Below are 22,531 nucleotides of genomic sequence, written 5' to 3'. Positions count from 1 at the left end.
GGCGGTGAGCGCATCCCCCACCATACGCCTGACTGACTGATAACTGATAACTGATTTAAGAGCCTCTATTTCCGTAGTATGCACAATTCAAAGGCTTAATGGCTCAAGCCACATTAATTAGTCTCTGTACAATTGAATCATGCAACGCTCATCCTGGTTTAACTAGCACTAACACATCACCCAAAACTGACTAAAGCTAAATTTTCACCTGTTTTCTATAAGCGTTAGGTGTTGTACCTATGAGCTTACGAAAGACGTTTGTGAAGTGGCTTTGACTCTGAAAACCTACTTGCTCACAGATTTGGTCTATTGCTTCTTCTGTTTTAGCCAATAACCTTTTCGCTCTCTCTATTCTGCAATTCATCACGTATTGATGCGGCGAAAAACCAGTTGATTGTTTAAATAGGCGTGAGAAATAATACATACTCATTCCCACAGCAGTGGCAATTTCAGCCAAGCCTAAATCTTTTTCTAAGTTTTGATTGATATACTCAATTGTTTGCTGCAACTTCAAACGCGAAAGCCCTTCGGAATCGGAATGTCTGGCAATCTTGGGGGAAAGTGCAGAATAGTGCTTTAGTAAATGAATGCAGAGGGTGGTTGCGAGAGATTCGATGTAAACACGGCTACCTTTGCCATCTGATTCCAGTTCTGAGTGTAGCGCCAGTCCAATTTGCTGAATCAGCGGGTCTGCGGCAGCAAAATGTGGTATAATCTCCATCTGTTGCAAATCGACTGAATCGTAGGCAGCACGAGCAAATAAAGCTTTTTCCAAACTCAGGATTAAAAATTCAGCTTCTAAGTCCCAACTGCTTTTGTGGTAACTGTTTGCTGGAACGACTGCAACATCGCCATATTTGATACACTCATGCTGAACGTGTCCATTCAACACCCGTTCTGCGTTAATAGACTGTTTTGTCAGGCTGACACCAATGACGTGCTGTTGAGGAGTATGTTCTGGTGTGTCAAAAGCTGGCTGTTGATGATGATCTAAGCGGATACCATCCCAGTTGGCATGGTAACTGGACGCAAGGGGCGATCGCGGAAGAATTTGTGAACAGGCATCTTCCTGAGTAAAATCAATATTTATGATTTCCTCTATTGGCATCGCTCTCACCCCAGAAACCATTGCTTTTAAGCTTTAACCTTTGCTGACTTTTTTTACACCCTGTGGATGGTTGTCTTTAAAAGCAAAATGTTTAATGTTTAAAATGTTAACACACTAAGCGTTCAAAATAATCTGCGACTTCGATGAGTTACTTTGTTATCTACGACGGGAATTGTAATCTCTGTGTCACCAGCGTGCAATTGCTGGAGAACCTTGACCAAGGACAACTGTTTCGCTATGCCCCTATGCAAGATGAGGCAACTATCAAACGGTGGGGAATTACACCCCAAGATTGTGAGCTTGGTATGATTCTCATTGATGCAGATGCACCAGATAGACGCTGGCAAGGCAGTGCGGCTGCTGAGGAAATTGGACGGCTGTTACCTTTGGGGAGTGTATTTGTGGATGCATATCGTGCTTTACCTGGGGTAAAGTGGATGGGCGACCAGGTTTACGAACAAATCCGCGATAACCGTTACACCATTTTTGGTAAGCGTTCCAGTACCTATAAATCTGTGTATTGTGTTGACGGTAGCTGCAGCACAGCTAAAAACGATGCATTATGATTCAGAATTATCATCGTTAAAAATTTCTAGTGTCTGCTGACAAAACTGTTTAAGCTTTTCCCCTATCTGTGGGGAAGGTTCAGATGCACCAACAAAATTCCAGTTTTCCACCGTAGAAAGTCGCCACTGTTCACCAAGATGGTTGAACCCAGCGGCTTCCACACCTATTGCACGACGTGAACCGTTTAAGGGGTCTTGATAAAAACGGATTTGAATTAATATACTGCGGCTTTGCCAGGATTTACTGATACCAGGAAAGTGAAAACCTATGTCTATAGAATCTGGATCGACTAACTCCCTGGTTTGCGGGTCATTTTTCCAAGGTTTGAGATCCGATCTGGCATCTGGAAACTCAAATTTGAATAAATTTACTACGGTAGCAATCTTGCTGGCGAATTCAAGGTTTGTTGCCATCTCAGATGCGTTCACGAAAAATGCTCCTATATTGTTTCGGCTTACTTTATGTGACGACAGAAAAACCGCCAGAAGGCTTGATATATTAGTGTTTTAGATTATCAACACTTCTTTAATTTAGCAACTAGTAGTTTATGTCATTAATTTTGATATGTCCTAGGGTTTAGATCCCCGACTTCGTAAAAGTTGTCGGGGATCTTGTAACCCATTAGAATTAATGCGTTCTTACCACGAGTCCAAAAATCCTAATTCAGCAGTTTTGAAACTGGTATGGCTATATTAAGTAATTGTACTTAAAATTTCGAGAAAAGATACTGAAAATATGCCTTCCAGGCAAAATATCACGTCAAGATAGAGGATTTTCAGCAAAATCCCTCGCTAGCAAGCACGAGAAAATACCCTAGCGATCTAAAATGACACTGATAATTGGCAAGTAAATAAGTTCAGCTTATGCCGCGTCAACGCTCAATTTTGTCATTGATTCTGGTATTGTTGGCAACATTTCTCATTAGTTGTGGCGGTCCTAGCGTCGCAACACCACCTCCAACGTACACACAAGCTCAAATCGTGAAAATTCAGGAATATACTCCTGAAATTCAGGCTGTGCGCGATCGCTCACAAGAACTGCAAAACCTGATCCAAAGCAGACAGTGGATCAAGGTCAGAAATTTCACACACGGTCCTATGGCAGAAGCCAGGCTGTCGATGAACTACATCACATCCAATCTGCTCCCTAAAGACCAACCAGCAGGGCGTGAGTTAGTGCGTGATTTGTTAGACTACCTGATTAAAATCGACCAAGCTGCTGATGTGGGTAACACCAATAGTGCCTTGAATAACTCTGTAGCTGCTTTCGCAGATATTGACAAATTCCTACAACTGGTTCCTAAAACAAGCAGCCAGTCAGAAGAAAGCGAAGCGTGATACGGTGAGGAGATGAGGGGGATGAGGGAGATGAGGGAGATGAAAAGATGAATTTGTCTTTCCCCGCTTCCCATCACTCCACCTCCCGATCTTCTCTCTCTTGGCAAAAAGAAAGAATGAGTTATGTAGTTATCATCGGTTGCGGTGTGGTTGGGGCAACAATTGCTTACGAACTCAGCAACGTAAAAGGGCTAGAAATCACAGTTGTTGACCAACAACCACCAGCTCTTGCCTCGACAGGAGCAGCACTGGGTGTTTTGATGGGTATCATCAGCCAAAAAACCAAGGGTAAGGCTTGGCAGATGCGACAAACAAGCATCCAGCGTTATGAAACTCTTATCCCGGAACTGGAAGCCGTCACAGATCGTAAAATTCTCTTCAACCGCCAGGGAATTCTCATGTTACTCCCTGAACCCTCAATACCCTCTTTAGAAAAAGGAGATGGGGAAATCTCACAATGGGAAAAGCTGCAACAAATCCGTAACTCTCAAGGTTTTCCCCTAGAAATTTGGGATACTGCTAAACTTAAGCAAATTTGTCCTCAGGTTGATAACGATAAGATTGTGGGCGCTGTTTACTCAAAGTGCGATCGCCAAGTTGATCCCACAGCACTCACATTAGCTTTAGTTGACGCTGCACAGCATCACGGCGTTACTTTCAAATTTGGCGTTCAGGTTTTGGGTATAGAACCCCACCCCCTACCCCCTCCTCTTTCAAGGGGAGGGGATACAGAACCCCACTCCCTGTCCCCTTCCCATGAACGGGTAGGGGGTGATGAAAAGTTTTGCTACCAACTTGAGACAACAGAGGGAAAAATTGCCGCCGATTGGTTTGTAGTAGCGGCTGGGCTGGGTTCATCTTTGCTTACAGCACAATTACAGCAAATGATTGATATCCGTCCTGTGCTTGGGCAAGCATTGCACCTCCGCTTAGGGTATTCTTTGGGAAATCCCGACTTCCAACCTGTGATCACTGGTGATGATGTCCATATTGTCCCTGTGGGTGGTGGGGATTACTGGATAGGTGCAACTGTTGAATTTTCTAGCAACAAAGATGAAATACCACCCAACAAAGAACTGCTGGAGTCTGTTAGACAACAAGCGATCGCCTTTTGCCCAGACTTAGCCAAAGCAACGACTATCCGTACTTGGTCAGGGTTACGTCCTCGCCCTGAAGGACGCCCAGCACCAGTGATTGGTAAATTGCCTGGATATAGTAACATTCTGCTTGCTACCGGACATTATCGCAACGGCGTTTTACTAGCGCCTGCAACAGCTGACGCGATTCGTGAGATGATTGTTCATAACGATTTTTAATAACAAACTTCCTTTTTATCTTTGCGCCTTCGCGTCTTTGCGCGAAGCTTTTCATTCAGATGTCAATAACAGAAAATAAAATTCAAGTTGGCTCATTAGAATGGTTTTACCGTGAATCTTTACCCATTGGTAGAACTGATTTGCTCCCTGTATTACTGCTGCATGGACTACCATCACAAAGTTACAGCTGGCGGAACATTTTGCCAGCTTTAGCAACACAAGGGACAAGAGCAATTGCGCCTGATTGGATTGGGTTTGGCTTTTCTTCTAAGCCAGAAAAAAGAGATTTTGCTTATACACCTGATGCCTTTATTACCGCATTAGAAGAGTTTCTAAAATCCATAGAACTTGAACGTTTTTCCTTAGTCGTGCAAGGCTTTTTAGGTTCTGTGGGTCTACAATATGCCTTACGTCATCCAGAACAAATTGCCAATATCGCCATACTCAATACACCAATTTCTAGCCAAGCAAAGTTACCCTGGAAAATTCAACAAATGGGATTACCTTTGGCAGGTGAAATGATTACCCAAGACCCCTTACTTGTTGATCGGACTCTAGAAGGCGGTTCTCGTTACGTTATTACAGATAAGGATTTAGATATTTATCGTAAACCCTTTTTGAAAAGTTCTGCTGCTGGAAGAAGTCTTCTAGCAACTATCCGTAATCTACAGTTGCCGTTAGCAATGACAGAAATCGAATCTGGTTTTCAAAAATGGCAACAACAAATTTTAATTTTCTGGGGAATGATCGACCCTTGGCTACCTATAAAAATAGCGCAAGATTTTGTAAGCCCGCTAGCACAAGGAGATTTAATTAAACTTAACAGCGTTGGGCACTATCCCCAAGAACACTACCACGAAACAATTCTTGAAGACCTTTTGCCTTTTGTTCGTGTTAAAGATGCCAGGTAAGCATGATAGCAATTGGAATTCAAAATTCAAATCTCCTTTATATATTCTTAAGATTCTTGTGTCTGTAGAGTGGGCATTTTGTCCACCATCTGTTTTGCGCTTCATTAAATAACTCAAGTTCAGTTTCATGGATCAGATAGGATTTCTATAGCGCTGTCGTGTTACTTAACTTGCGGCGAAAATGCATTAATGGAGAAAAATATTCATGGCTTATTCCTGGTTTAAAGCTTTTCACATTGTTGGCATAGTCGTTTGGTTTGCTGGTTTGTTCTATCTAGTGCGTCTTTTTATCTATCATGTTGAAGCTAACCAAGAACCCGAACCAGCACGCACAATACTGAAAAATCAGTATCAAATAATGGAAAAGCGTCTGTACAGTATTATCACAACTCCAGGGATGCTGGTGACGATAGCAATGGCAATTGGTTTATTGACTACGGAACCAGACGTTCTTAAAGAAGGATGGCTGCACGTCAAACTAGGATTTGTTGTGCTTTTAATTGGCTATCATCATTACTGCAAGCGTCTGATGAAGCAGTTGGCAGAAGACAAGTGCAAATGGAATAGTCAGCAGTTGCGGGCGTTAAATGAAGCGCCAACTGTGATGTTGATAGTCATTGTGTTACTGGCTGTGTTCAAGAATAATTTACCCACAGATATCACGGTTTGGGGCATTGTTGGCTTGGTTATAGCGATGGCGGCGACTATTCAGCTTTACGCTAGAAAACGCCGTAAAGATCAGGAAAAGCTTACCGAACAAGTGTCACAGATTCCACAGCAGCAAGGTAGTTAGATCATCTTACCTAGGTTGTCAAAGTTGTTATACATTAAGAAATGTTAAGAACAATACTTTGACATCTCAGGCGTAAGTATGTCCAGTCAACCGTTAGGTCAACCTCGTCCTCTGTGGCGAGTCATTCTTTTATCTGTAGCCACTTTGATGCTGTATTACGGGTGGTACAAATGGATTATCCAAGAAGAATTACGGCGCTATAACGGCTATGGTTGGTCAGGAACGCGATCGCTAGCGCCGTTTGTCTTGGGGGTAACAGTTCCCCAAGCCTTGCGGATATTCGATCCAGATGTTCCAGGATGGTTTGGCTGGTTTTCCTTGCTGGGTGTCGTTTGGATTTACATAGTTCAGTTCAAGTTGTATAAAACAGTCAACGAACTCTACCGCCAAGCAGGAATGAAAGAACCGTTGGTGGTTTGGTGGCTGTTTGTACCGGGGTTAAATTTAATCGTCGGTTTGAGACAAATTCACTTTTTAAGTCAATTTTGGGCAAAAAAACAGGGTATGACTGTTAATGATGCTTTGGCTGAAAGTGTTCCTTTTTTGTCAGCCAATGCATAAGCAAACTTTTTGCTAATGAAGAAAAAGCTCTCTTGCCATTGACTAACAAGAGAGCTACGGTGTGGTGTGAGGAGCAAACTTAATGTTTGCTTATACAAGTGTAGCAAACTAGATATGAAGTTTTGGTGACGAGTATCTGAAAATTCTATGATTGCAGTTACCTTGTAGCATGAGATATTTGTCTATGTTTCTTGGAACTATTTTCCTACAGCCAATAACTGCTTAGTTGAAATTGGTACGTATAATAGAAATCACGTCTAGCTACCGACATATGGTCATGGTGATTGGGCGGATCTTGCTTCCATCGATGCGGAAAATAAACGCATCTGCGAAGAACTCGGTTTTGTGGTTCATCAACTCGTTGATTTTCACCCCTTTGCACAAAACTTAGGTTCTGTGCATTGCATTAAGAAGTATCTGGAGCTTGGTTTAGGTTATCAAACTACAATTTATGGAGGAGCTGAATTATGGCAGCAACAACTAGTAAAGAATTGCCAGTTATACGAAAGGGTGATACTGGTGGTGCTGTAAAATTGTTACAGAATATCTTGATTGCTCTAGACTACCTTGACACTGATTCACCTACTGGAAAGTTTCAGGATCAAACAGATGAGGCGGTGAGAAACTTCCAAGAAGAAAACGACTTGAAAGTAGATGGGATCGTTGGTCCGAAAACCTGGGATCTGTTAGGTGGTGTTCTCTGGGATTAAGTTGATCTGGTAGTTCACCAAACTTAAATTGACCGCTGGAGAATTAAAAGGATATTAAAGCCCTCAGTGAGAACTGAGGGCTGATAAACGGTTGATTGAAATGTTTGATTTTTTCTGATTTTCAAAAGCCCGTGACGAGGATTGAACTCGTGACCTCACCCTTACCAAGGGTGTGCTCTACCACTGAGCTACACGGGCAGAGTTAGTTTTTAAATGCTGAGTTGTGAATGCTAAATCACTATATTAGCTTTTTGGTCATTCAAAACTCAGCACTCGGTACCGAATTTGAGGTGGGCCGGGCTAGATTCGAACTAGCGTAGGCGTAAGCCAGCGGATTTACAGTCCGCCTCCATTAGCCACTCGGACACCGACCCATGTCACCCAACGATTTATTATCTTATCACAAGCATTTAGAAATGCAAGCTTTTTTAGAAAAAAAGGGAATAGGTAACAGCGGACAGTCAAACTATCAAGACATAGTGGGAGGGTGAGAACCCCTGAAGATGTAGTTTGACGCACGGAGGAAAACTACATCTGTGTTTTAAACCAGGGGATGAAACCCGACACAAAGGGATTTATCCCTTTGTTTCTCTTTCAAGATATTGCCTTACCGCTTCTCTAATTAAGTCATTCATCGACCTCTCTTTTTGTTTGCTTAGTCTTACCAATTCTTCATACTCTTATGAGCGAAAATCTTGCACTAAATCTACTCATGACATCATTAATAAGTTATATTGATGTCATGGTAGCACAGGATGAAAAACTCCAAAAAACAAACGTGATGCCATGCTGAACCACGACAATTGAAGATATGGGGTTGTGTTGAAAAGTCTTTTTAGAGCCATCAATACGTAAAATCTTCATGGTTGGAAGATACCGAAGTAGCCGTACAGCCCGAAAGGGTCGAGGCGGGTAGGGCTGTTTGAACCAGCCAACGTGTTTTACAAAAACACGAGACAAAGTTGCGGAGTGTGGCTTTTAGCCCACGTAGCAACAACAGTCTAGAATCCACGTTTTTCAAAGCGTGGAGAGTTCAACAAAGTACCCTATACCCTGTACCTCATACCCTAGCTGACGAGTTCACCTGTTTCTTGCAACGAATGCAAGCGGCGGTAAATTCCCTCGTGGCGCAGAAGTTCATCGTGGCTACCTACTTCCACAATCTTGCCTTGATCCAGAACCACAATTTTATCTGCTTCGCGTACTGTACTCAGACGGTGGGCAATGATAATTGTGGTGCGGGTTCCCAAAATTGAACGCATCGCTAGCTGAATCAATCTCTCAGACTCGTAATCTAAGCTAGATGTGGCTTCGTCAAAAATCAAGACATCTGGATTCACTAATAACGCCCTCGCAATCCCCAATCGCTGTCGTTGTCCTCCAGATAACCTGACACCTCTCTCACCGACAACTGTGTAGTAACCTTCGGGTAACTGGTGAATCACTTCGTCTAATCTGGCAATTCTACAGGCTTCCTCAACTTGCTGAAAACTCGCTTGTCGATCGCCGTATGTCAGGTTATCCAACAAAGTCCCGTTGAAGACGTCTACTTCTTGGTGAACGATCGCCAACCGCCGCCGATAATTCCCAACGTCTAACGTCCGAATATCTTGCCCATCAATCAATATCTTCCCTTGATTCGGCTCAAAATACCGAAACAGCAATTTCACTAAAGTAGACTTCCCTGAACCTGATCGCCCAACGAGTGCCACTGTTTGATATGGTTCAATTAACAGATTGATGTCAGAAAGGACTGGGCGGTTAGCATCATACCCAAAACTCAGATGGGAAAACTCAACTTTCCCAGTGAAATTATAAGCCTCGGTACTTTCTTCCAGACTGGCTGCATCTACCCCAATTGGCTGCTGCATTAATTCGTGATACCTCAACATTGAAGCATAACGACGGGCAAAAATTTCTGCTAGGTTGCTGATTGGTTCCAACTCGGCATAAGCCATGCTGGAAACAGTTAAAGTGGTTACGAAATGTCCCAGGGAAATTTGTCCTTTTACGGTAGCCGCCAACGTCAAACCTAGCACCATAAAAACACAAAACTGAATGACAGCCGTTCTTAAAGTACCCAGCTTGACGTAACCAAGATGGATGCGGAAAACAATAACTTTAAACTCGCGGTTAAACCGTTGTTTTTGCCGTTTCAGTTCTTGTGCTTCTGTAGCAAAAGCTTTGACTGTTTTGATGTTGGTGATAATTTCTGAATTGCGGCTTTGGGTATTTTCCATGTATTTATCTAGCCGTCGTTCTTGTTCCACCAACTGCTTCAAATCTTTAAGAGTGAAGCTGAGGATAACCACGAACGAAAGTAGAAATAGTAAAGCGATGCGCCACTCAATCAACAAGATAACTACAAAAATACCCAGCACTCGGAACAGTTTAGGAATCAATTGTCCCGCGAATTCTGGATAAGTCCAAGTGTGGTTTTCTATACCTTTGGAAATTTTTCCGGCAATCCGTCCGGGGTTATTTTCGTCGTAAAATTCTAGCGGTAGGGTGAGGATTTTTGCTACCGTTTTTTTGAAGTGATCTTGCCGGCTACGCAAAGCGATATACCAGTGATACCACCAAGTTGACCACATTTGAATCGGCGCTCTCACAACAGTGACTAAGAAGATTAAACCCATTAGCACTGCAAGAGATAGGAACCGATTTTGTGGTAGTTGGGTGATGTTGGCAACTGCGGCGATCGCATTCTGCATGAGGCGATCCACCGGTTGTCCAGAAAGTACGTTTAAAATCTGTCCGGTAGCATAAGGTACAACCAAATCAATAATTTCAAAGATGCTTGCTGCGGCAATACTGAAAATAATGACCGCTCGATAGTGCTCGTAGTATTTGAGAATATCTCTAAATTTTGCCATGATGCACTCTGTTCAAGAGCGTTAGCTTGGAACTTCATACTACATTTATACTACAAAAAATTCAACATCTCAACGAGTAAATCATTCTTAAGGAATAGTTGGAACCTCGTCGATGGGAAGAAAATCCAGGCGATAGCGATAGAGTGCGACTGGTCGAGAGCCAGCTTTAAAGTAATCTGGATCTTGAGGTGACAGATAAACAGCAGTGACTTGATCCGCCTCAATAGCTTGATTGGATGTAAAAAGTTTGCGGTAGGCGGTGGTGGATTCTACAGTGTTGAAATAAGGACGCCCACCACCTTTAAACAGTTGTTGAAACACTTCCGTGGTGATGAACTTGCCATCTGGTGTATTTTCTGTAGCGCGTGCTGCGACAATGGAAACAAGCTGACGCTCACCACGTAAAAACGTAATCTGACGATTGGGAGAATCTGGATCTACTTTGACGGATAACACAGTGTCGCCTAAATATGCTTTTGCCAAATTCAAGCCATTAAAAGCTCTATCCGCTACTACTGCTGATTTGCGACTTGTTTGGGGAAGGATTTTTAATCCAGGTTCAGGCGTTGTTTTTCGCACAAATCGCACTGGAAAACTTATAGGTTCTTTGAGATACTGACGATTACCCTCAAATCCAGGTGTCACGATGTCGGGAGCTAAGGGTGCAACTAAATCCACGAGCGTACTTTTCACTTGCCAAGAACCCATTATCCAGTCAGGATAAACCAAATCTCCGACAGCAGGTCGCACGGAAGTTAATTTTTCCCATTGGGGAAAATGTAGCAAATGCTCAGATAACTCCCCAGCTAACGCCTCCTTATTTAACAGAAAGAATAAACAAATCAAGCAAAAAGTCCAAATCACCTTCATAGCAAGCATTAGTAATATATGTTGCAAAATATGAATTTTTATTTGAGTAATAACTCATTCAATCAAAACTTGTATTGCTATTTTTTCATAAAATTTCACATACACATCTATAAACTCAATACTTAACCCAATCTCTTTGTTAAACACAAGCCAACACAAAATACTAGTATTTTTTATAAAAACAAATCTTTTTTTTCTAAGTAATATTACGTAAATAAACAGAGAGAAGTTTTTTTATTGGTAGAATTACTCGTTCTCTTAATTGAAAATTGTATTTATGCTTCTAGTGAATGAATAGTCGATGAAGTAGCTTTTGACTAAAGCACAATATCAAACTTCCTAAACAAAGTATTTATCAGGGTGCAAGTTCGGATGAATTGATTTTTTTATAGTTCTTGCACTAATGAGCTTATCTAGTTCTTTTACGGATTTTTCCTTAGCTGAATTGTTTCAACTGATTGACCAAGGGCGAAAATCTGGTTGTTTAACAGTCTGTACTTTACCAGACCTTCATGCTCCAGGTTCTAAATCTCATTATTACTACATTTGGTTTCGCCAAGGGCGTGTTGTTGCTGCTACGAATAGCTTAAACGGTCAAGGTTTAAGCTACAAAATTATACAAAGGGGCTGGGCAAACCAGCAAGTGATTGAACAACTTTGTCCTGAAACATCGCTAGCAACACCGCTTGGGTTACTCCTAAAAACTCATGGAGTGTTAAGTGCTGAACAGCTAAACCTACTCTTTGCCAGCCAATTACAACAGGTTCGAGAGCTTTTTGCAATCCAAAAGGGAGTCTTTAAACTGGATAGCAAAGCAGCCGTACCTTTACAAGAGATGACAGGATTAAGCCTGAGAACGATAGAAGTGGCTCTGATGGCTGTAAGAGCTTTAAAAGACTGGAAAGTTTTAGCCGATGTCCTCCCAGATGCTAGTTCTGGTATTACAAGTATTACTCATAACAAACCCCAGATTCACTTGCATCCTTTGGAGTGGCAAGTGTGGGAATTTGCTAATGGTACTGTTTCTTTAAGTGCGATCGCCTCTCAACTCAACCAACCAATAGCGATAATCCAGCAAGCTGCTTTTCGGCTCATGCTTGTGGGTTTGGTAGAAGAAATTCCTTTGGCGGAATCTACACTAAACCTAAATGATTATCCGATGGATTTTAACTCACTTAATTCCTCTGTCTCCCAATTCCAAAAATCTAAACAACTAGAACCACATAAGATAAGTACCTCGTTTTTGCAAAATTTGGTTGGTTTTCTCAAGAGCAAAGCTTAACCCTGAATCGTAGCCCCCAACAAAGGTGCGTTTACGAAAGAGTTTACGGGAAGCTACTATAAGCCGCAGGTATAGCGTAACTTCTTTGCAAGAGATATCACGCGTCTACATCTGTAGTTTCATGCTTCCCACTTGAGAAGGCTTTTAGATGGGATGAGGGATTTTGTCCTGTTGAGAACAAACTAAGAATGTAAAAAGTAGGTAGGCAAGAAAGTTTTTTGACAAAAACTAATGTAATAATAAAAACCACCATATTGGATAAGCTGTTTAGCCGCTATGCCTTTTGGCAAAGTCCTGATGCTACTTTCAGTAGTATTTCAAAGAATATTCACTCACTCTGAAAACGTATCAACTTTATCAATTAAAGAAGATTCTTTGTTACCCACATTAGTGGATCATACTGAAGAACCAGAACACCACCCCTTATCCCTTGCTGCAAACGACGAGGCGAAAAATTCCCCCATTTTGCCTAGTGAAGAGGAGTTTGGGAATGTTGTATGTCAGTCTTTCGAGAATCGCTGGATATCGAATTTAGTGACAACTACAGAAAATACTGGAGCACCTTTACCAAAAATTTTGGAGGAAAGAGTCATGATCAAAGTTTCAATGCTACAAGATGAATTACAAGACTTTATCTCTGGTAGTGCTGAAGTTCAAGGGGCAATTCTTGCTAGCCCTGATGGTTTAGCATTAGCTTCTGTACTCCCAATTGGAATGGATGAAGAGCGTACAGCTGCCATGTCTGCATCGATGCTTTCGTTGGGCGAACGCATTGGACGCGAGTTAGCTCGCGGCAGTGTTGACCGTATTGTTGTAGAAGGTGAGAAAGGCTACGGCGTATTGGTGGGTTGTGGTGTTGAGGCAGTTTTATTGGTTTTAGCAAGTTCTGCTGTCAAGCAAGGCATTTTGTTTCTTGAAATCAAACGGGCTGTTGCGAAAATTACACCCCTTTTGGCTTGATTGCGAATACAGAAGAGCCTGTACACCAATGTTTAGGTTTCTAATTAAGGTTGCTTGTTTTTATTGATACGAGGAGAACTTAGATAATGGCTTTAGAACCACACGCATTTATGTCCGCGCTGGAAAAGCGTTCTAGCTTTACAGATGAAGACAAAGCTGTGCTGAAATCTCATGCAAACTGGGGGTTAGAAATTGCTCCACAAATGGCTGACCACTTTTATGCCTACCTGGAACGCGATCAGGAGATGAATGCGATTTTGCACACTGGAGAATCTCGCATTCATCGCCTCCGCCAAACCTTTACTGAATGGTTTCACGAAATGTTTACAGGTATTGATGAGTGGGGTCCAGCTTACGCCGATCGCCGTTGGAAAATTGGTTTAGTTCACGTCCGCATTGGGATTGGACCTCAGCACGTTGTTCCAGCAATGGCGACGGTGATCCACGAAGTCGGTAAGCGCCTGCAATCAGAGGGGAAAACTGAAGCTCTCAAAGATTCGCTCAGCCGTATTTGTATGATTGACTTGGCTTTTATTGAGCAAGCTTATGTGGAAGTTTCGTCAGCTGCTGTTCTTCAAGAAACCGGCTGGACAGAAGGCTTGTTTAGGCGCTTAATTACCACTGGCGCACGTTCTATGTGATATTGTCTACTATAGGATTCCTATTTGATTTTTGAAATATACGTAAGGTGGGCAATGCCCACTATATCGGGATTATATCTGGGTTTTGCTGAGCATTGCCCACCCTACAGAATACTTAAATTTTTTCAAAAATCAAAGCGGATTGCTATAAATATCCAATAAGTAGATCGGTACAAATAAAGTTAACTCGTTAACCCAGTCATTAGTCATTAGTCATTGGTCTAGGGCGCGGGTTTTAGAGGCTTTTACATTTATTAACATAGTTCTGTTTATTTCTACCTATTTACTTATTAAAAACAACAGTATAGCTATATAAAAATTTCAGGGTGCGGAATCTACAAATGCAATACAAAAAAAAATTGCATTGGTACACACAAAAGTGATGACTGTCGAATTTCCTGAAGAGGACAAAAATTGATGTATTTAACACAATCATCCGCACTCGATCGCTCAAAGTTACTCATTAAAGTTATATCCCTTACTCTTGAGATTAGGTTTGTCATTTGCCCAGCAGCGTTTTGTAACTATGGTTCTAGTGCGATTGGGGAGGTATAAATGGAAATCCTACGCATAGTCGTGACAGGAGGCGTAGGTGCAGGAAAGACAAGCTTGATTCGCACAATCAGTGAAATAGATGTCGTGGATACCGATAGGAAAGCGACAGATGAAGTCGGACAACTGAAGGAGAAAACCACAGTCGCTTTGGACTTTGGGCGACTCAATATTGCAGCAAATCAATCGCTGCATCTGTATGGTACACCCGGACAGTTACGGTTTGACTTTATGTGGGATATCCTCATTGCCAAGGCACATGGCTACATCCTGCTCGTAGATGCACATCGCCCGGATCATTTACGTTTTGGACGGCGTATTCTCAACTTTCTTAACCAACGAGTGCAGATACCATATGTGATTGGGCTGACTCACACCGATTGCCCGGATGCATGGGAAGCAGAAGATGTGGCGATCGCTTTGGGACTGGTGGATGAAAAGGCGCGATCGCCCATTATTACTGTCAATGCTACGTGTAAAACTTCGGTGACACAAGCGTTGATTGCTCTCATCCAAGAAATCGCCGAATTTCACCAAAACTCCACTGAATAAATGTCGTCCAAAGCTTATATAGCGGTTCTGGCGTTAAGTGCAGTACATCAAGAAATAAGAACCACAGATGGACACAGATGGACACAGATAAATAATGACTTCATCCAAAGGAGAAGCGCTATACATTGCTTTCAAAGACAGTGATTGAAAAAGACAAGGTGTAAAAAAATTCGTTCATTTAAAATTCAAAAAAATAATTTTGAATTGTCAAAGTTCCATACCCTATATCCCAAATTTTGTTAACAATTCCCCAGGAAAGAGTCATGATTAACATTTCAATGTTGCAAGATGAACTGCAAAACTTTGTCTCTGGTAGTGCTGAAGTTCAAGGGGCAATTCTTGCTAGCCCTGATGGTTTGACGTTAGCTTCGGTACTACCAACTGGAATGGATGAAGAGCGTACTGCTGCTATGTCTGCATCTATGCTTTCGTTGGGCGAACGTATTGGACGTGAGTTAGCTCGCGGCAATGTTGATCGTATTGTCGTAGAAGGTGAGAAAGGCTATGGCGTGTTGGTAAGTTGTGGTGCTGAAGCAGTTTTATTGGTTTTAGCAAGTTCTGTTGTTAAGCAAGGTATCTTGTTTCTTGAAATTAAACGTGCTGTTGCCAGAATTATACCCCTGTTAGCTTAAAGGGTAACTCGTTTTGGAGTTGAGATTTTACATTGAAAATCCGCGCATTCAAAATCTAAATTCGCTACACCAAAAGACCTTTATTTACTGGAGCATAATGTATGTTACGTCCAACACTTGGAGATTTCAGCAGTATTGTCTGTTTTAAGTCAGCAGTTGTCGGGATAGAAGATGCTTTGGGTGAAAAGGCAGCTGCGATCGCCTTGATTTCAGCTGGACGTAATCGTGGTAGACATCTCGCACAAGAATTAGGTTTGGCAGAGCCATCTTTGTCCTTTGAGGATATTGCCTACAAACTTGGGTTCGCTTTAGGTAAAGATGGAACTCGCTTATGTATTATTCACAGCATTGTATCAGAAGGCGATGTTATTAAAGTTTACACTTCAGAAACCTTTTGTTCTGCAGGCGAACCCCAAGGTTCCGAGCGTAAATGTACTTATACGCTCGGTGCTGTTTGGGGTGTTCTAGAGCAAGTTACTGGTAAGCGCTTGCAAGGTAAACACACCGAATCTGTGCTTCGCGGAGGTGATTACGATGTATTTGAGTTTACCAAGTTATGAAAGCCAAGAAGACGCGGAGAATTTTCTTGTCAAATAGTTAATGGCTAATAGAGCAGTCCTAAATGATTTGTGAAAAAACAAGATCAACAAGATCCCCGACTTCTTAAAGAAGTCGGGGATCTGAATAAGGTCAATTTTCACATTAAATTTCTGCTGGTGCTGGTTCCCAAACTTCCCCATATTTCTCCTGTAGAGTATGCCATGCCTCTACCTGTCCAGGTTCATATTCTCCTGGTTTACCCCATTGTAGAAATAAACTCAAAGCTGGTTCGTGTTTGTCATCTAAAAACCGAATGGCATAAGTGGTAAAATTGCCTCGCTTCGCTTCGCCTGTTTCAAATTTCACCTGTGTAATTTTATCCATATTCAAGTGAAATTCAAAACCTTCTGTGTGCATATTCGCGTACTTCCCTTTCGGGAGTTCTGCATAAAACAGCTTTTCCAGCTTACCGCGTGGTTCTAAAACAGCGGCGCTGCTAGTCACTATGAAACGCAAAGTTCCCAGGGTTTCACAAGCTTCCAAAAATTCTTTAAGTGTTTTAGTCATGAGTTATTAGTTATCAGTTATTAGTCATTAGATTTCTTGCAAAAATCGGGTTTCTGACTATTTGAAACCGCATATCCACACAGAGTGAAGCCGAGAAATACAGATAAATTATCTGTGTCCATCTGGAGGACACTGCTGTGCGGGGGTTCCCCCCGTTGAGGCAAGTGTCCGTTGTCCATCTGTGGTTTTCATTCAAAAAAATTAGACTTTTGCAATAGATCTATTAGCCATTGTTTCATGAGCAATGACTATTTTTCGTACTTTTCATAGGCGGCGACTATGCGCTGAACGAGAGGATGGCGTACAACATCTTTTTGGGAAAATTCGCAGAAAGCTATGCCCTCAACGTATTTTAAAATTTGTACAGCCACTGTTAATCCAGATTGTTGGTTGAGTGGTAAGTCGGTTTGCGTCATATCACCCGTAATCACCATACGAGAATGGAAACCCAAACGAGTCAAGACCATTTTCATTTGGGCTGGTGTCGTGTTTTGAGCTTCATCGACGATGACGAAAGCGTTGTTGAGCGTACGTCCCCGCATATACGCTAAAGGAGCCACTTCAATCACGCCTCTTTCGATCAATGATGGGACTTTTTCTGGATCAATGAATTCGTTGATGGCGTCGTAGAGTGGACGTAAATAAGGATTAACTTTCTGCTGCAAGTCTCCTGGCAAAAAACCAAGTCTTTCGCCAGCTTCGACAGCAGGACGAGTTAAAATCAGCCGTTCAAATTGGTTGGCAAGCAGTGCTTGTACAGCGACGACAACTGCTAGGAAAGTTTTACCAGTACCAGCAGGACCCGTGCAAAAGGTCAAATCACGCTTGCCTAGGGCTTCGATGTACTGTCGCTGGCGGAAGGTTTTGGCACGGATTTCCTCACCTTTGCGCGTTCTAGCGATCACATCTCGCTGTAAATCTTGCAGTTCCCCTTCACGATCGGTGTCTAAGGCTTGACGCGCTGTCAATATATCCGTGCTAGAGATACTATTGCCTTTATTCCAAAGGTCTTCAAGCGATCGCACTAATCGACTCGCTAGGTCAATTTGCTTTTCTGTGCCAGAAATATACAGCTCTTGCCCGCGCAATACTAGAGTTGCTCCTGTTTGCCGTGCCAGAGTTTTAAGATTTTCTTCCCCCTCTCCTGCCAGTGCGATCGCACTCGGAATATCCGGCAGTTCAATTGTTAAGCTACCTGCCATCATAAATTCTAAATTCACAATCCAAAATTATAAAAATACTCAATACACTTTACTTGAACTAGACGATTCAAATAATTTTGTTGTTTTATTTCTTGAGAACATTTGCGTCTAAATTAAGACTTGTTGATGAAAAGTAGAGAAGACCAGAATCACTTCTCTACTTTGTCTTGGTTGGATTTCCAACAAATTCTAAGCTTAACTTTAACAGCTAGTTGGCATTGGTCAACCGCCAGAATCAAAGACATTGCTTTGATTTAATAGCGACCCCCTTTGCGTGCCGTTTCCGCTTTCCGCTTACGACGCAAGCTGGGTTTTTCGTATCTTTCCCGGCGCTTGATTTCTGATAAAATTCCAGCTTTCTGAATTTTCTTTTTAAAACGCCTTAATGCCGAGTCAATCGACTCATTCTCACCCAAACGCACTTCAGCCACTCCCTGTTTTCACCTCCTTACAGAGATTCTTTGATGAATTTGAGAGAAGAATTGATTTAGCATCGCGTGTTCACAATGCTATTGCTATGTAGTGCCCGATTGCGGATGAACGCAGTATTCCATTTATAAGTTAGGGTATTGCGCTACAACCAGCAATTGCACTAACCAAGCCATGCCAGGGTACCAAATTTGCTCGTTTTTCACCCCTTCAGGTACTACAAGGTTGAAGTATCAACCATGAAAGCAAGGGCTAGTAACTGAAACTTGATTTCTATACACATCTATACAAATAAAGGTAATTTTGTATAGATGTGTGTCAATGGCATATTCTGCCAACAAGAATGCGGGTAACGTTTGCCGAACCGTATTGGTTCCGCAACGCTTACGTCAATGTTCAAATGGCGCTTTAGGAAGACAGCACTATAGCTATAAACCTGTTCGCTAATTCCTTAACTATCTTCGACAGTGAGAAGTTGTCAGGAGGAGCGCTAGCCATGCAGGCGGGTTTCCCGCGCCCCGGTGACTGGCGTTGGTTTCCCTCCGTAACAAACTTCGCTGGCTACAAGCTGGCGTTCACTTGTAGGTGTCATGACCAATCGAACGTAGCCATTTAAGGCTTAGACTGCACGCCCCGACACTGTGTACAGTTTTGTCTAGAATTGACTAGTTCTGTATAGGTTTTTCGGAGCGGTAAAGGCTGAAGCATAAAGGCTGAAATACACCGTATTTTACTTCATACCTATACTACCCTACCCTACGGGAAGTCCCCTTTTGGGGGTCTACACACTTGGATACTTCAGTTGGCAACAATCTAATTGAAACCTATCGGGGGCGTGATCTAGCAATAGGTTTGTGCCCGTTTCCACGTTTTTCTCTGGGTTTTGGCGGCGGTAATCGCTCTTCTGTGTCGTCATCAAAAGACAAGCCCTCCCGAGTAGCAGTGCTGCCATAGATGTCCAAGTACACTGATTGTCCAGCTGCAGTAGCTGCTGCGGCAACCACAGTGCGAATCGCCTGAATATTGCGTCCACCCCGACCAAACACTTTTCCTTTATCTGAGCTATCAAAGGCAATGCGAATCCAAGCGCGTTTGCCGGTGCCAGATATTTCACAATCGATACTTAAAGACTCCGGAGAATCTAAAAACGGTTGTATCAGAAACCGTACTAGTTCAACGTAGTCTGGGCTGGTTGTGGCGGATATGTTTCCGACCTTATGATGAGGCTTTTGCACTAACCTGTTCAAGGACATTAGCTTTTTGTAGGATGCGACGCACTGTGTCAGTCGGTTGAGCGCCCTGTTCTAGTCGCTTGACGATACCGGGAACGTCCAGTCGTACTTCATCAGTTCTAGGGTTATAAAAACCCAGTTCTTCTAGGGGACGACCATCGCGGCGAGCGAGGCTGTTGATAGCGATGATGCGGTAACTCGCTTCCCGCTTTTTACCGTATCGCTTCAAACGCAGTTTAATCATGGTTAAGTAATCATTCTCCTGTTTGGTGGAATCCGTTTGCAGTAAGTTTATAGGGAAGTCACATTATAGAAGCTTCCCGAAGACAGTTTAAAGGGCAACGTTACTCCTCTAAAAACAGTCTATCTATTTGTGTAGGCTCCTCCCATTAAGTAGGCGGGTGAACCTAGTGATGCTAAAATAAGCATTTTAGCACTTGCACAGTGTCAGGTGTTAGTTGTTATTTTTTAGTTCCAACTAAGCACTCACTCATGACTAAAGCGTACCGAAGCCTTTCTTCTTTTTGTCTTTCTTCGGCTTCTTTTTGGAGGTAGCACCGCCACTATAACCCCGCCAACCAGGGGCAGCTGGACGGTTAAGGGCAGCCCCTGGGTTACCCATACCACCGAACATTCCTGGCATACCAGGAAAGCTTCCTTGACCCATTTGCTGCATGAGATTACGCATTTTTTGGAAGTCACTCACCAGCTTACTAACATCTGCTTCCTTATAGCCAGATCCATTAGCAATCCGCCGCCGCCGACTAGGAGAACTTGCTAACAAATCGGGGTTAGTGCGTTCTTGGCGGGTCATAGAATTAATCATCGCTTCACAGCGCTTAAGCTGAGTTTCGCCTTGCTTGAGTTGTTCATCTGACAGCTTGTTCATCCCTGGAATCAGTTTCATGATTCCTCCCAGCGAACCCATGTTCTTAAGCAGGCGCATTTGCTTAAGAAAGTCAGTAAAGTCGAACTTAGCTGACAGGATTTTCTCCTGCATTTTCTGGGCATCGGCAAGGTCAATTTCTTCCTGAGCCTTTTCTACCAACGTCAGAACATCGCCCATTCCTAAAATGCGCGATGCCATGCGCTCAGGATAAAATGGTTGCAGAGCCTCAACCTTTTCACCCACACCAACAAACTTGATCGGTGCTCCTGAGATGTGCCGCACAGACAGTGCTGCTCCACCTCGGCTATCGCCATCCAACTTGGTGAGAATTGCACCAGTGATGCCAATCTGTTCGTGGAAAGTGCGGGTCAAATTGGCTGCTTCTTGACCAGTCATCGCGTCCACTACCAACAGCGTTTCATTGGGTTGGACAGTTTCTTTAATGCGGGCTAACTCCGCCATCATATCTTGGTCTATTTGCAAGCGACCCGCAGTATCAATAATGACTGTATCAATTCCTTCTGCTCTGCCGCGTTCCACACCCTGCCGCGCAATTTCAACCGGGTCAGCATCAGATCCTAGCTCAAATACTGGCACGTCAATTTGCTTACCTAGTGTCACCAGTTGGTCGATCGCTGCTGGACGATACACGTCTGTCGCCACCATTAAGCAGCTACGTTCTAATTTACGTAGATGCAAGGCTAACTTGGCAGTCGCAGTTGTTTTACCAGTACCCTGCAACCCCGCCATTAGCACAACTGTAGGAGGCTGCTGAACCTCTGCTAAAGGAACGTTTTCTTCCCCCATCACCTTTACCAGCTCATCGTAGACAATTTTGATGAACTGTTGGTCGGGTTGTACGCCAGCGATGACCTCTGATCCCTGTGCCTTGGCTTCAACTTCGGTGACAAAATCTTTAACTACCTGGAGATTGACATCCGCTTCTAACAGGGCGCGACGGACTTCCCGCAAAGCTTCTTGAATATTGGATTGGGAAATTTTGTCCTGACCTCGGAGTTTCTTCCAGGTAGATTCTAAACGGTCAGCTAGTGCTTCAAACATAATGAGTTAAGTGACAGGTAGTTAGCCAGCAGAGTTTTAACGCGCTATATACAGCTTAGTGTTTTTTAACTTCCACTGTAGCAAAGGGATACTGTGTAGAAAGTCTAGAGGAGAAAAGAGCAAGGAAAAAAATTTTATACTTCGCTTTCCCCGATAGAAAGCTACCCACTAGTGTGTCTACAAACTTCATCATTATAGAAATGTGAATATATTTAAGTTTTTCCTTTTCGTCAAAGACACTCTTTATTTTATGTAAATATCTACACTTTATTTGAGTTTTTTATAATTGTTAAAATAGGGAAAAAATAATTATACTTTAATGATAAGTAGTAAAAGACATTGCAGTTGAACCATCACAGGTTTTAGAATCTTTAGGTTACCCTGTAGTGATAAGCTGATCTACAGCGCTCAAAAGAAGGTTTCAATAACATATTGTTGGCGTTACCAATTGAACGCCCTCTACAGATCAGGATCAGAAAAGTTGGTGCATCCCACGCTTAACTGCTTGTAGTTAGGCTTCTGAAGAGATTTTGATCACAAATTATGCTGTCAGTAAACTTTGACAGACAAAAAATCTAAAAATACTTACTACGATACGTTAGTATATATTAATACAAATTTATCAGGTAGATTTACCAGCCAAATCAGGACGCGTAAAGCAGAAATGCTCTTCTTGGTCGTTTCCTTCGGGGTAGCTCAAACCAACAAAACTCGTCCTGAATTATATTCTCACAATTTTAAACTTAATCGGGCAGCACATCGCGTGATAAATGCATCTTATGACCATGATGTTTGCCTGCTTTGAAAATGGCTTGTGTGTACCACAGTATGCCAGGTTTGAGCATATTGACATTTAAGGTTCTTCTATGGCGTTTGCTTGTAGGTTGCATAGCTAGCCAGTTTTAAGCAAATTTGAGTAATTCCAACAAAGGCAAGGGAGAT

General features: G+C 42.6%; 24 protein-coding genes, 2 tRNA genes and 1 pseudogene. 13 read left to right on the top strand and 14 right to left on the bottom strand.

The window, feature by feature from the left end; genetic code table 11:
- Nucleotides 1–196 precede the first annotated feature (196 nt).
- Entirely contained in the window at nt 197–1,108 is a 912-nt protein-coding gene (locus tag AACT52_RS18000; RefSeq protein WP_073632842.1) for a helix-turn-helix domain-containing protein, read from the bottom strand.
- A 143-nt stretch (nt 1,109–1,251) separates the two neighbouring features.
- Between AACT52_RS18000 and AACT52_RS17995 the strand changes: the two genes are divergently transcribed.
- On the top strand, nt 1,252–1,674 hold the full coding sequence (locus AACT52_RS17995; protein WP_073632832.1) for a thiol-disulfide oxidoreductase DCC family protein: 423 nt from the start codon (nt 1,252–1,254) through the stop codon (nt 1,672–1,674).
- Here AACT52_RS17995 and AACT52_RS17990 read toward each other — a convergent pair.
- Entirely contained in the window at nt 1,669–2,103 is a 435-nt protein-coding gene (locus tag AACT52_RS17990; RefSeq protein WP_073632831.1) for a hypothetical protein, read from the bottom strand. The two genes, AACT52_RS17995 and AACT52_RS17990, sit on opposite strands and share 6 nt — an antisense overlap.
- Before the next feature lie 435 nt (nt 2,104–2,538).
- Between AACT52_RS17990 and psbQ the strand changes: the two genes are divergently transcribed.
- From psbQ to AACT52_RS17960, 6 genes are all read left to right on the top strand, one after another.
- Complete coding sequence (psbQ, locus tag AACT52_RS17985; RefSeq protein ID WP_073632830.1) at nt 2,539–3,012, top strand: photosystem II protein PsbQ; 474 nt, start codon at nt 2,539–2,541, stop codon at nt 3,010–3,012.
- 116 nt (nt 3,013–3,128) lie between these two features.
- Nucleotides 3,129–4,328, top strand: coding sequence for an NAD(P)/FAD-dependent oxidoreductase (locus AACT52_RS17980; protein WP_073632841.1), 1,200 nt, complete (start codon nt 3,129–3,131; stop codon nt 4,326–4,328).
- 59 nt (nt 4,329–4,387) lie between these two features.
- Nucleotides 4,388–5,239: an alpha/beta fold hydrolase gene (locus AACT52_RS17975; RefSeq protein WP_073632829.1), complete on the top strand. Its 852-nt coding sequence runs from the start codon at nt 4,388–4,390 to the stop codon at nt 5,237–5,239.
- A 205-nt stretch (nt 5,240–5,444) separates the two neighbouring features.
- Nucleotides 5,445–6,032, top strand: coding sequence for a protoporphyrinogen oxidase HemJ (hemJ, locus tag AACT52_RS17970; protein WP_073632828.1), 588 nt, complete (start codon nt 5,445–5,447; stop codon nt 6,030–6,032).
- 78 nt (nt 6,033–6,110) lie between these two features.
- Nucleotides 6,111–6,593: a hypothetical protein gene (locus AACT52_RS17965; protein WP_073632827.1), complete on the top strand. Its 483-nt coding sequence runs from the start codon at nt 6,111–6,113 to the stop codon at nt 6,591–6,593.
- 467 nt (nt 6,594–7,060) lie between these two features.
- Nucleotides 7,061–7,303 carry a peptidoglycan-binding domain-containing protein gene (locus tag AACT52_RS17960; protein WP_073632826.1) on the top strand — a complete coding sequence of 81 codons (243 nt, stop codon included), beginning with the start codon at nt 7,061–7,063 and terminating at the stop codon, nt 7,301–7,303.
- A gap of 126 nt (nt 7,304–7,429) precedes the next feature.
- Here AACT52_RS17960 and AACT52_RS17955 read toward each other — a convergent pair.
- The 5 genes from AACT52_RS17955 to AACT52_RS17940 form a co-directional block, all read right to left on the bottom strand.
- Nucleotides 7,430–7,501 (bottom strand) — tRNA-Thr (locus tag AACT52_RS17955).
- A gap of 93 nt (nt 7,502–7,594) precedes the next feature.
- Nucleotides 7,595–7,677 (bottom strand) — tRNA-Tyr (locus AACT52_RS17950).
- A gap of 201 nt (nt 7,678–7,878) precedes the next feature.
- Nucleotides 7,879–7,971 carry a ribbon-helix-helix protein, CopG family gene (locus AACT52_RS41435; protein WP_073632825.1) on the bottom strand — a complete coding sequence of 31 codons (93 nt, stop codon included), beginning with the start codon at nt 7,969–7,971 and terminating at the stop codon, nt 7,879–7,881.
- Nucleotides 7,972–8,370: 399 nt separating this feature from the next.
- On the bottom strand, nt 8,371–10,179 hold the full coding sequence (locus tag AACT52_RS17945; protein WP_073632824.1) for an ABC transporter ATP-binding protein: 1,809 nt from the start codon (nt 10,177–10,179) through the stop codon (nt 8,371–8,373).
- A gap of 87 nt (nt 10,180–10,266) precedes the next feature.
- On the bottom strand, nt 10,267–11,058 hold the full coding sequence (locus AACT52_RS17940; protein WP_073632823.1) for a DUF6816 family protein: 792 nt from the start codon (nt 11,056–11,058) through the stop codon (nt 10,267–10,269).
- A gap of 394 nt (nt 11,059–11,452) precedes the next feature.
- On the opposite strand from AACT52_RS17940, the gene AACT52_RS17935 reads away from it, so the two are divergent.
- From AACT52_RS17935 to AACT52_RS17910, 6 genes and pseudogenes are all read left to right on the top strand, one after another.
- A complete protein-coding gene (locus AACT52_RS17935) occupies nt 11,453–12,331 on the top strand; it encodes a DUF4388 domain-containing protein (protein ID WP_073632822.1) in 879 nt (292 codons plus the stop codon).
- Nucleotides 12,332–12,628: 297 nt separating this feature from the next.
- Nucleotides 12,629–13,291, top strand: coding sequence for a roadblock/LC7 domain-containing protein (locus tag AACT52_RS17930; RefSeq protein ID WP_445263926.1), 663 nt, complete (start codon nt 12,629–12,631; stop codon nt 13,289–13,291).
- A gap of 86 nt (nt 13,292–13,377) precedes the next feature.
- On the top strand, nt 13,378–13,932 hold the full coding sequence (locus AACT52_RS17925) for a protoglobin domain-containing protein (RefSeq protein ID WP_073632821.1): 555 nt from the start codon (nt 13,378–13,380) through the stop codon (nt 13,930–13,932).
- Nucleotides 13,933–14,487: 555 nt separating this feature from the next.
- Complete coding sequence (locus tag AACT52_RS17920) at nt 14,488–15,036, top strand: GTP-binding protein (RefSeq protein WP_073632819.1); 549 nt, start codon at nt 14,488–14,490, stop codon at nt 15,034–15,036.
- A gap of 260 nt (nt 15,037–15,296) precedes the next feature.
- Nucleotides 15,297–15,668 (top strand): annotated as a pseudogene (locus AACT52_RS17915) (roadblock/LC7 domain-containing protein); the annotation flags it as partial.
- A gap of 101 nt (nt 15,669–15,769) precedes the next feature.
- The gene (locus AACT52_RS17910; RefSeq protein WP_073632815.1) at nt 15,770–16,228 is read left to right on the top strand and encodes a hydrocarbon-binding protein; all 459 of its coding nucleotides are present in this window, start codon (nt 15,770–15,772) and stop codon (nt 16,226–16,228) included.
- Nucleotides 16,229–16,370: 142 nt separating this feature from the next.
- Here the strand turns inward: AACT52_RS17910 and AACT52_RS17905 are convergent, their stop codons facing one another.
- The 7 genes from AACT52_RS17905 to AACT52_RS17875 all read right to left on the bottom strand — a co-directional run bounded on the left by AACT52_RS17905 (nt 16,371) and on the right by AACT52_RS17875 (nt 22,479).
- The gene (locus AACT52_RS17905) at nt 16,371–16,775 is read right to left on the bottom strand and encodes a ChuX/HutX family heme-like substrate-binding protein (protein ID WP_073632813.1); all 405 of its coding nucleotides are present in this window, start codon (nt 16,773–16,775) and stop codon (nt 16,371–16,373) included.
- Between the two features lie 248 nt (nt 16,776–17,023).
- Nucleotides 17,024–17,977, bottom strand: coding sequence for a PhoH family protein (locus AACT52_RS17900; protein ID WP_073632811.1), 954 nt, complete (start codon nt 17,975–17,977; stop codon nt 17,024–17,026).
- A gap of 254 nt (nt 17,978–18,231) precedes the next feature.
- Nucleotides 18,232–18,408, bottom strand: coding sequence for a 30S ribosomal protein S21 (gene rpsU, locus AACT52_RS17895; protein WP_041037087.1), 177 nt, complete (start codon nt 18,406–18,408; stop codon nt 18,232–18,234).
- Between the two features lie 822 nt (nt 18,409–19,230).
- Nucleotides 19,231–19,659, bottom strand: coding sequence for a KH domain-containing protein (locus tag AACT52_RS17890; protein ID WP_073632805.1), 429 nt, complete (start codon nt 19,657–19,659; stop codon nt 19,231–19,233).
- Nucleotides 19,622–19,882: a 30S ribosomal protein S16 gene (rpsP, locus tag AACT52_RS17885; RefSeq protein ID WP_041037084.1), complete on the bottom strand. Its 261-nt coding sequence runs from the start codon at nt 19,880–19,882 to the stop codon at nt 19,622–19,624. Before rpsP ends, AACT52_RS17890 begins: the two co-directional genes overlap by 38 nt.
- Before the next feature lie 252 nt (nt 19,883–20,134).
- Complete coding sequence (gene ffh / locus AACT52_RS17880) at nt 20,135–21,589, bottom strand: signal recognition particle protein (protein WP_073632803.1); 1,455 nt, start codon at nt 21,587–21,589, stop codon at nt 20,135–20,137.
- A 743-nt stretch (nt 21,590–22,332) separates the two neighbouring features.
- Entirely contained in the window at nt 22,333–22,479 is a 147-nt protein-coding gene (locus AACT52_RS17875) for a hypothetical protein (RefSeq protein WP_158054689.1), read from the bottom strand.
- Between the last annotated feature and the right edge of the window lie 52 nt (nt 22,480–22,531).

The sequence above is a fragment of the Scytonema sp. HK-05 genome (assembly GCF_963872035.1).
GTDB lineage: Bacteria > Cyanobacteriota > Cyanobacteriia > Cyanobacteriales > Nostocaceae > Kalymmatonema.
The sequence above is the reverse complement of the archived record's forward strand: the minus strand, read 5'-3'. Positions and strand labels throughout refer to the sequence as shown.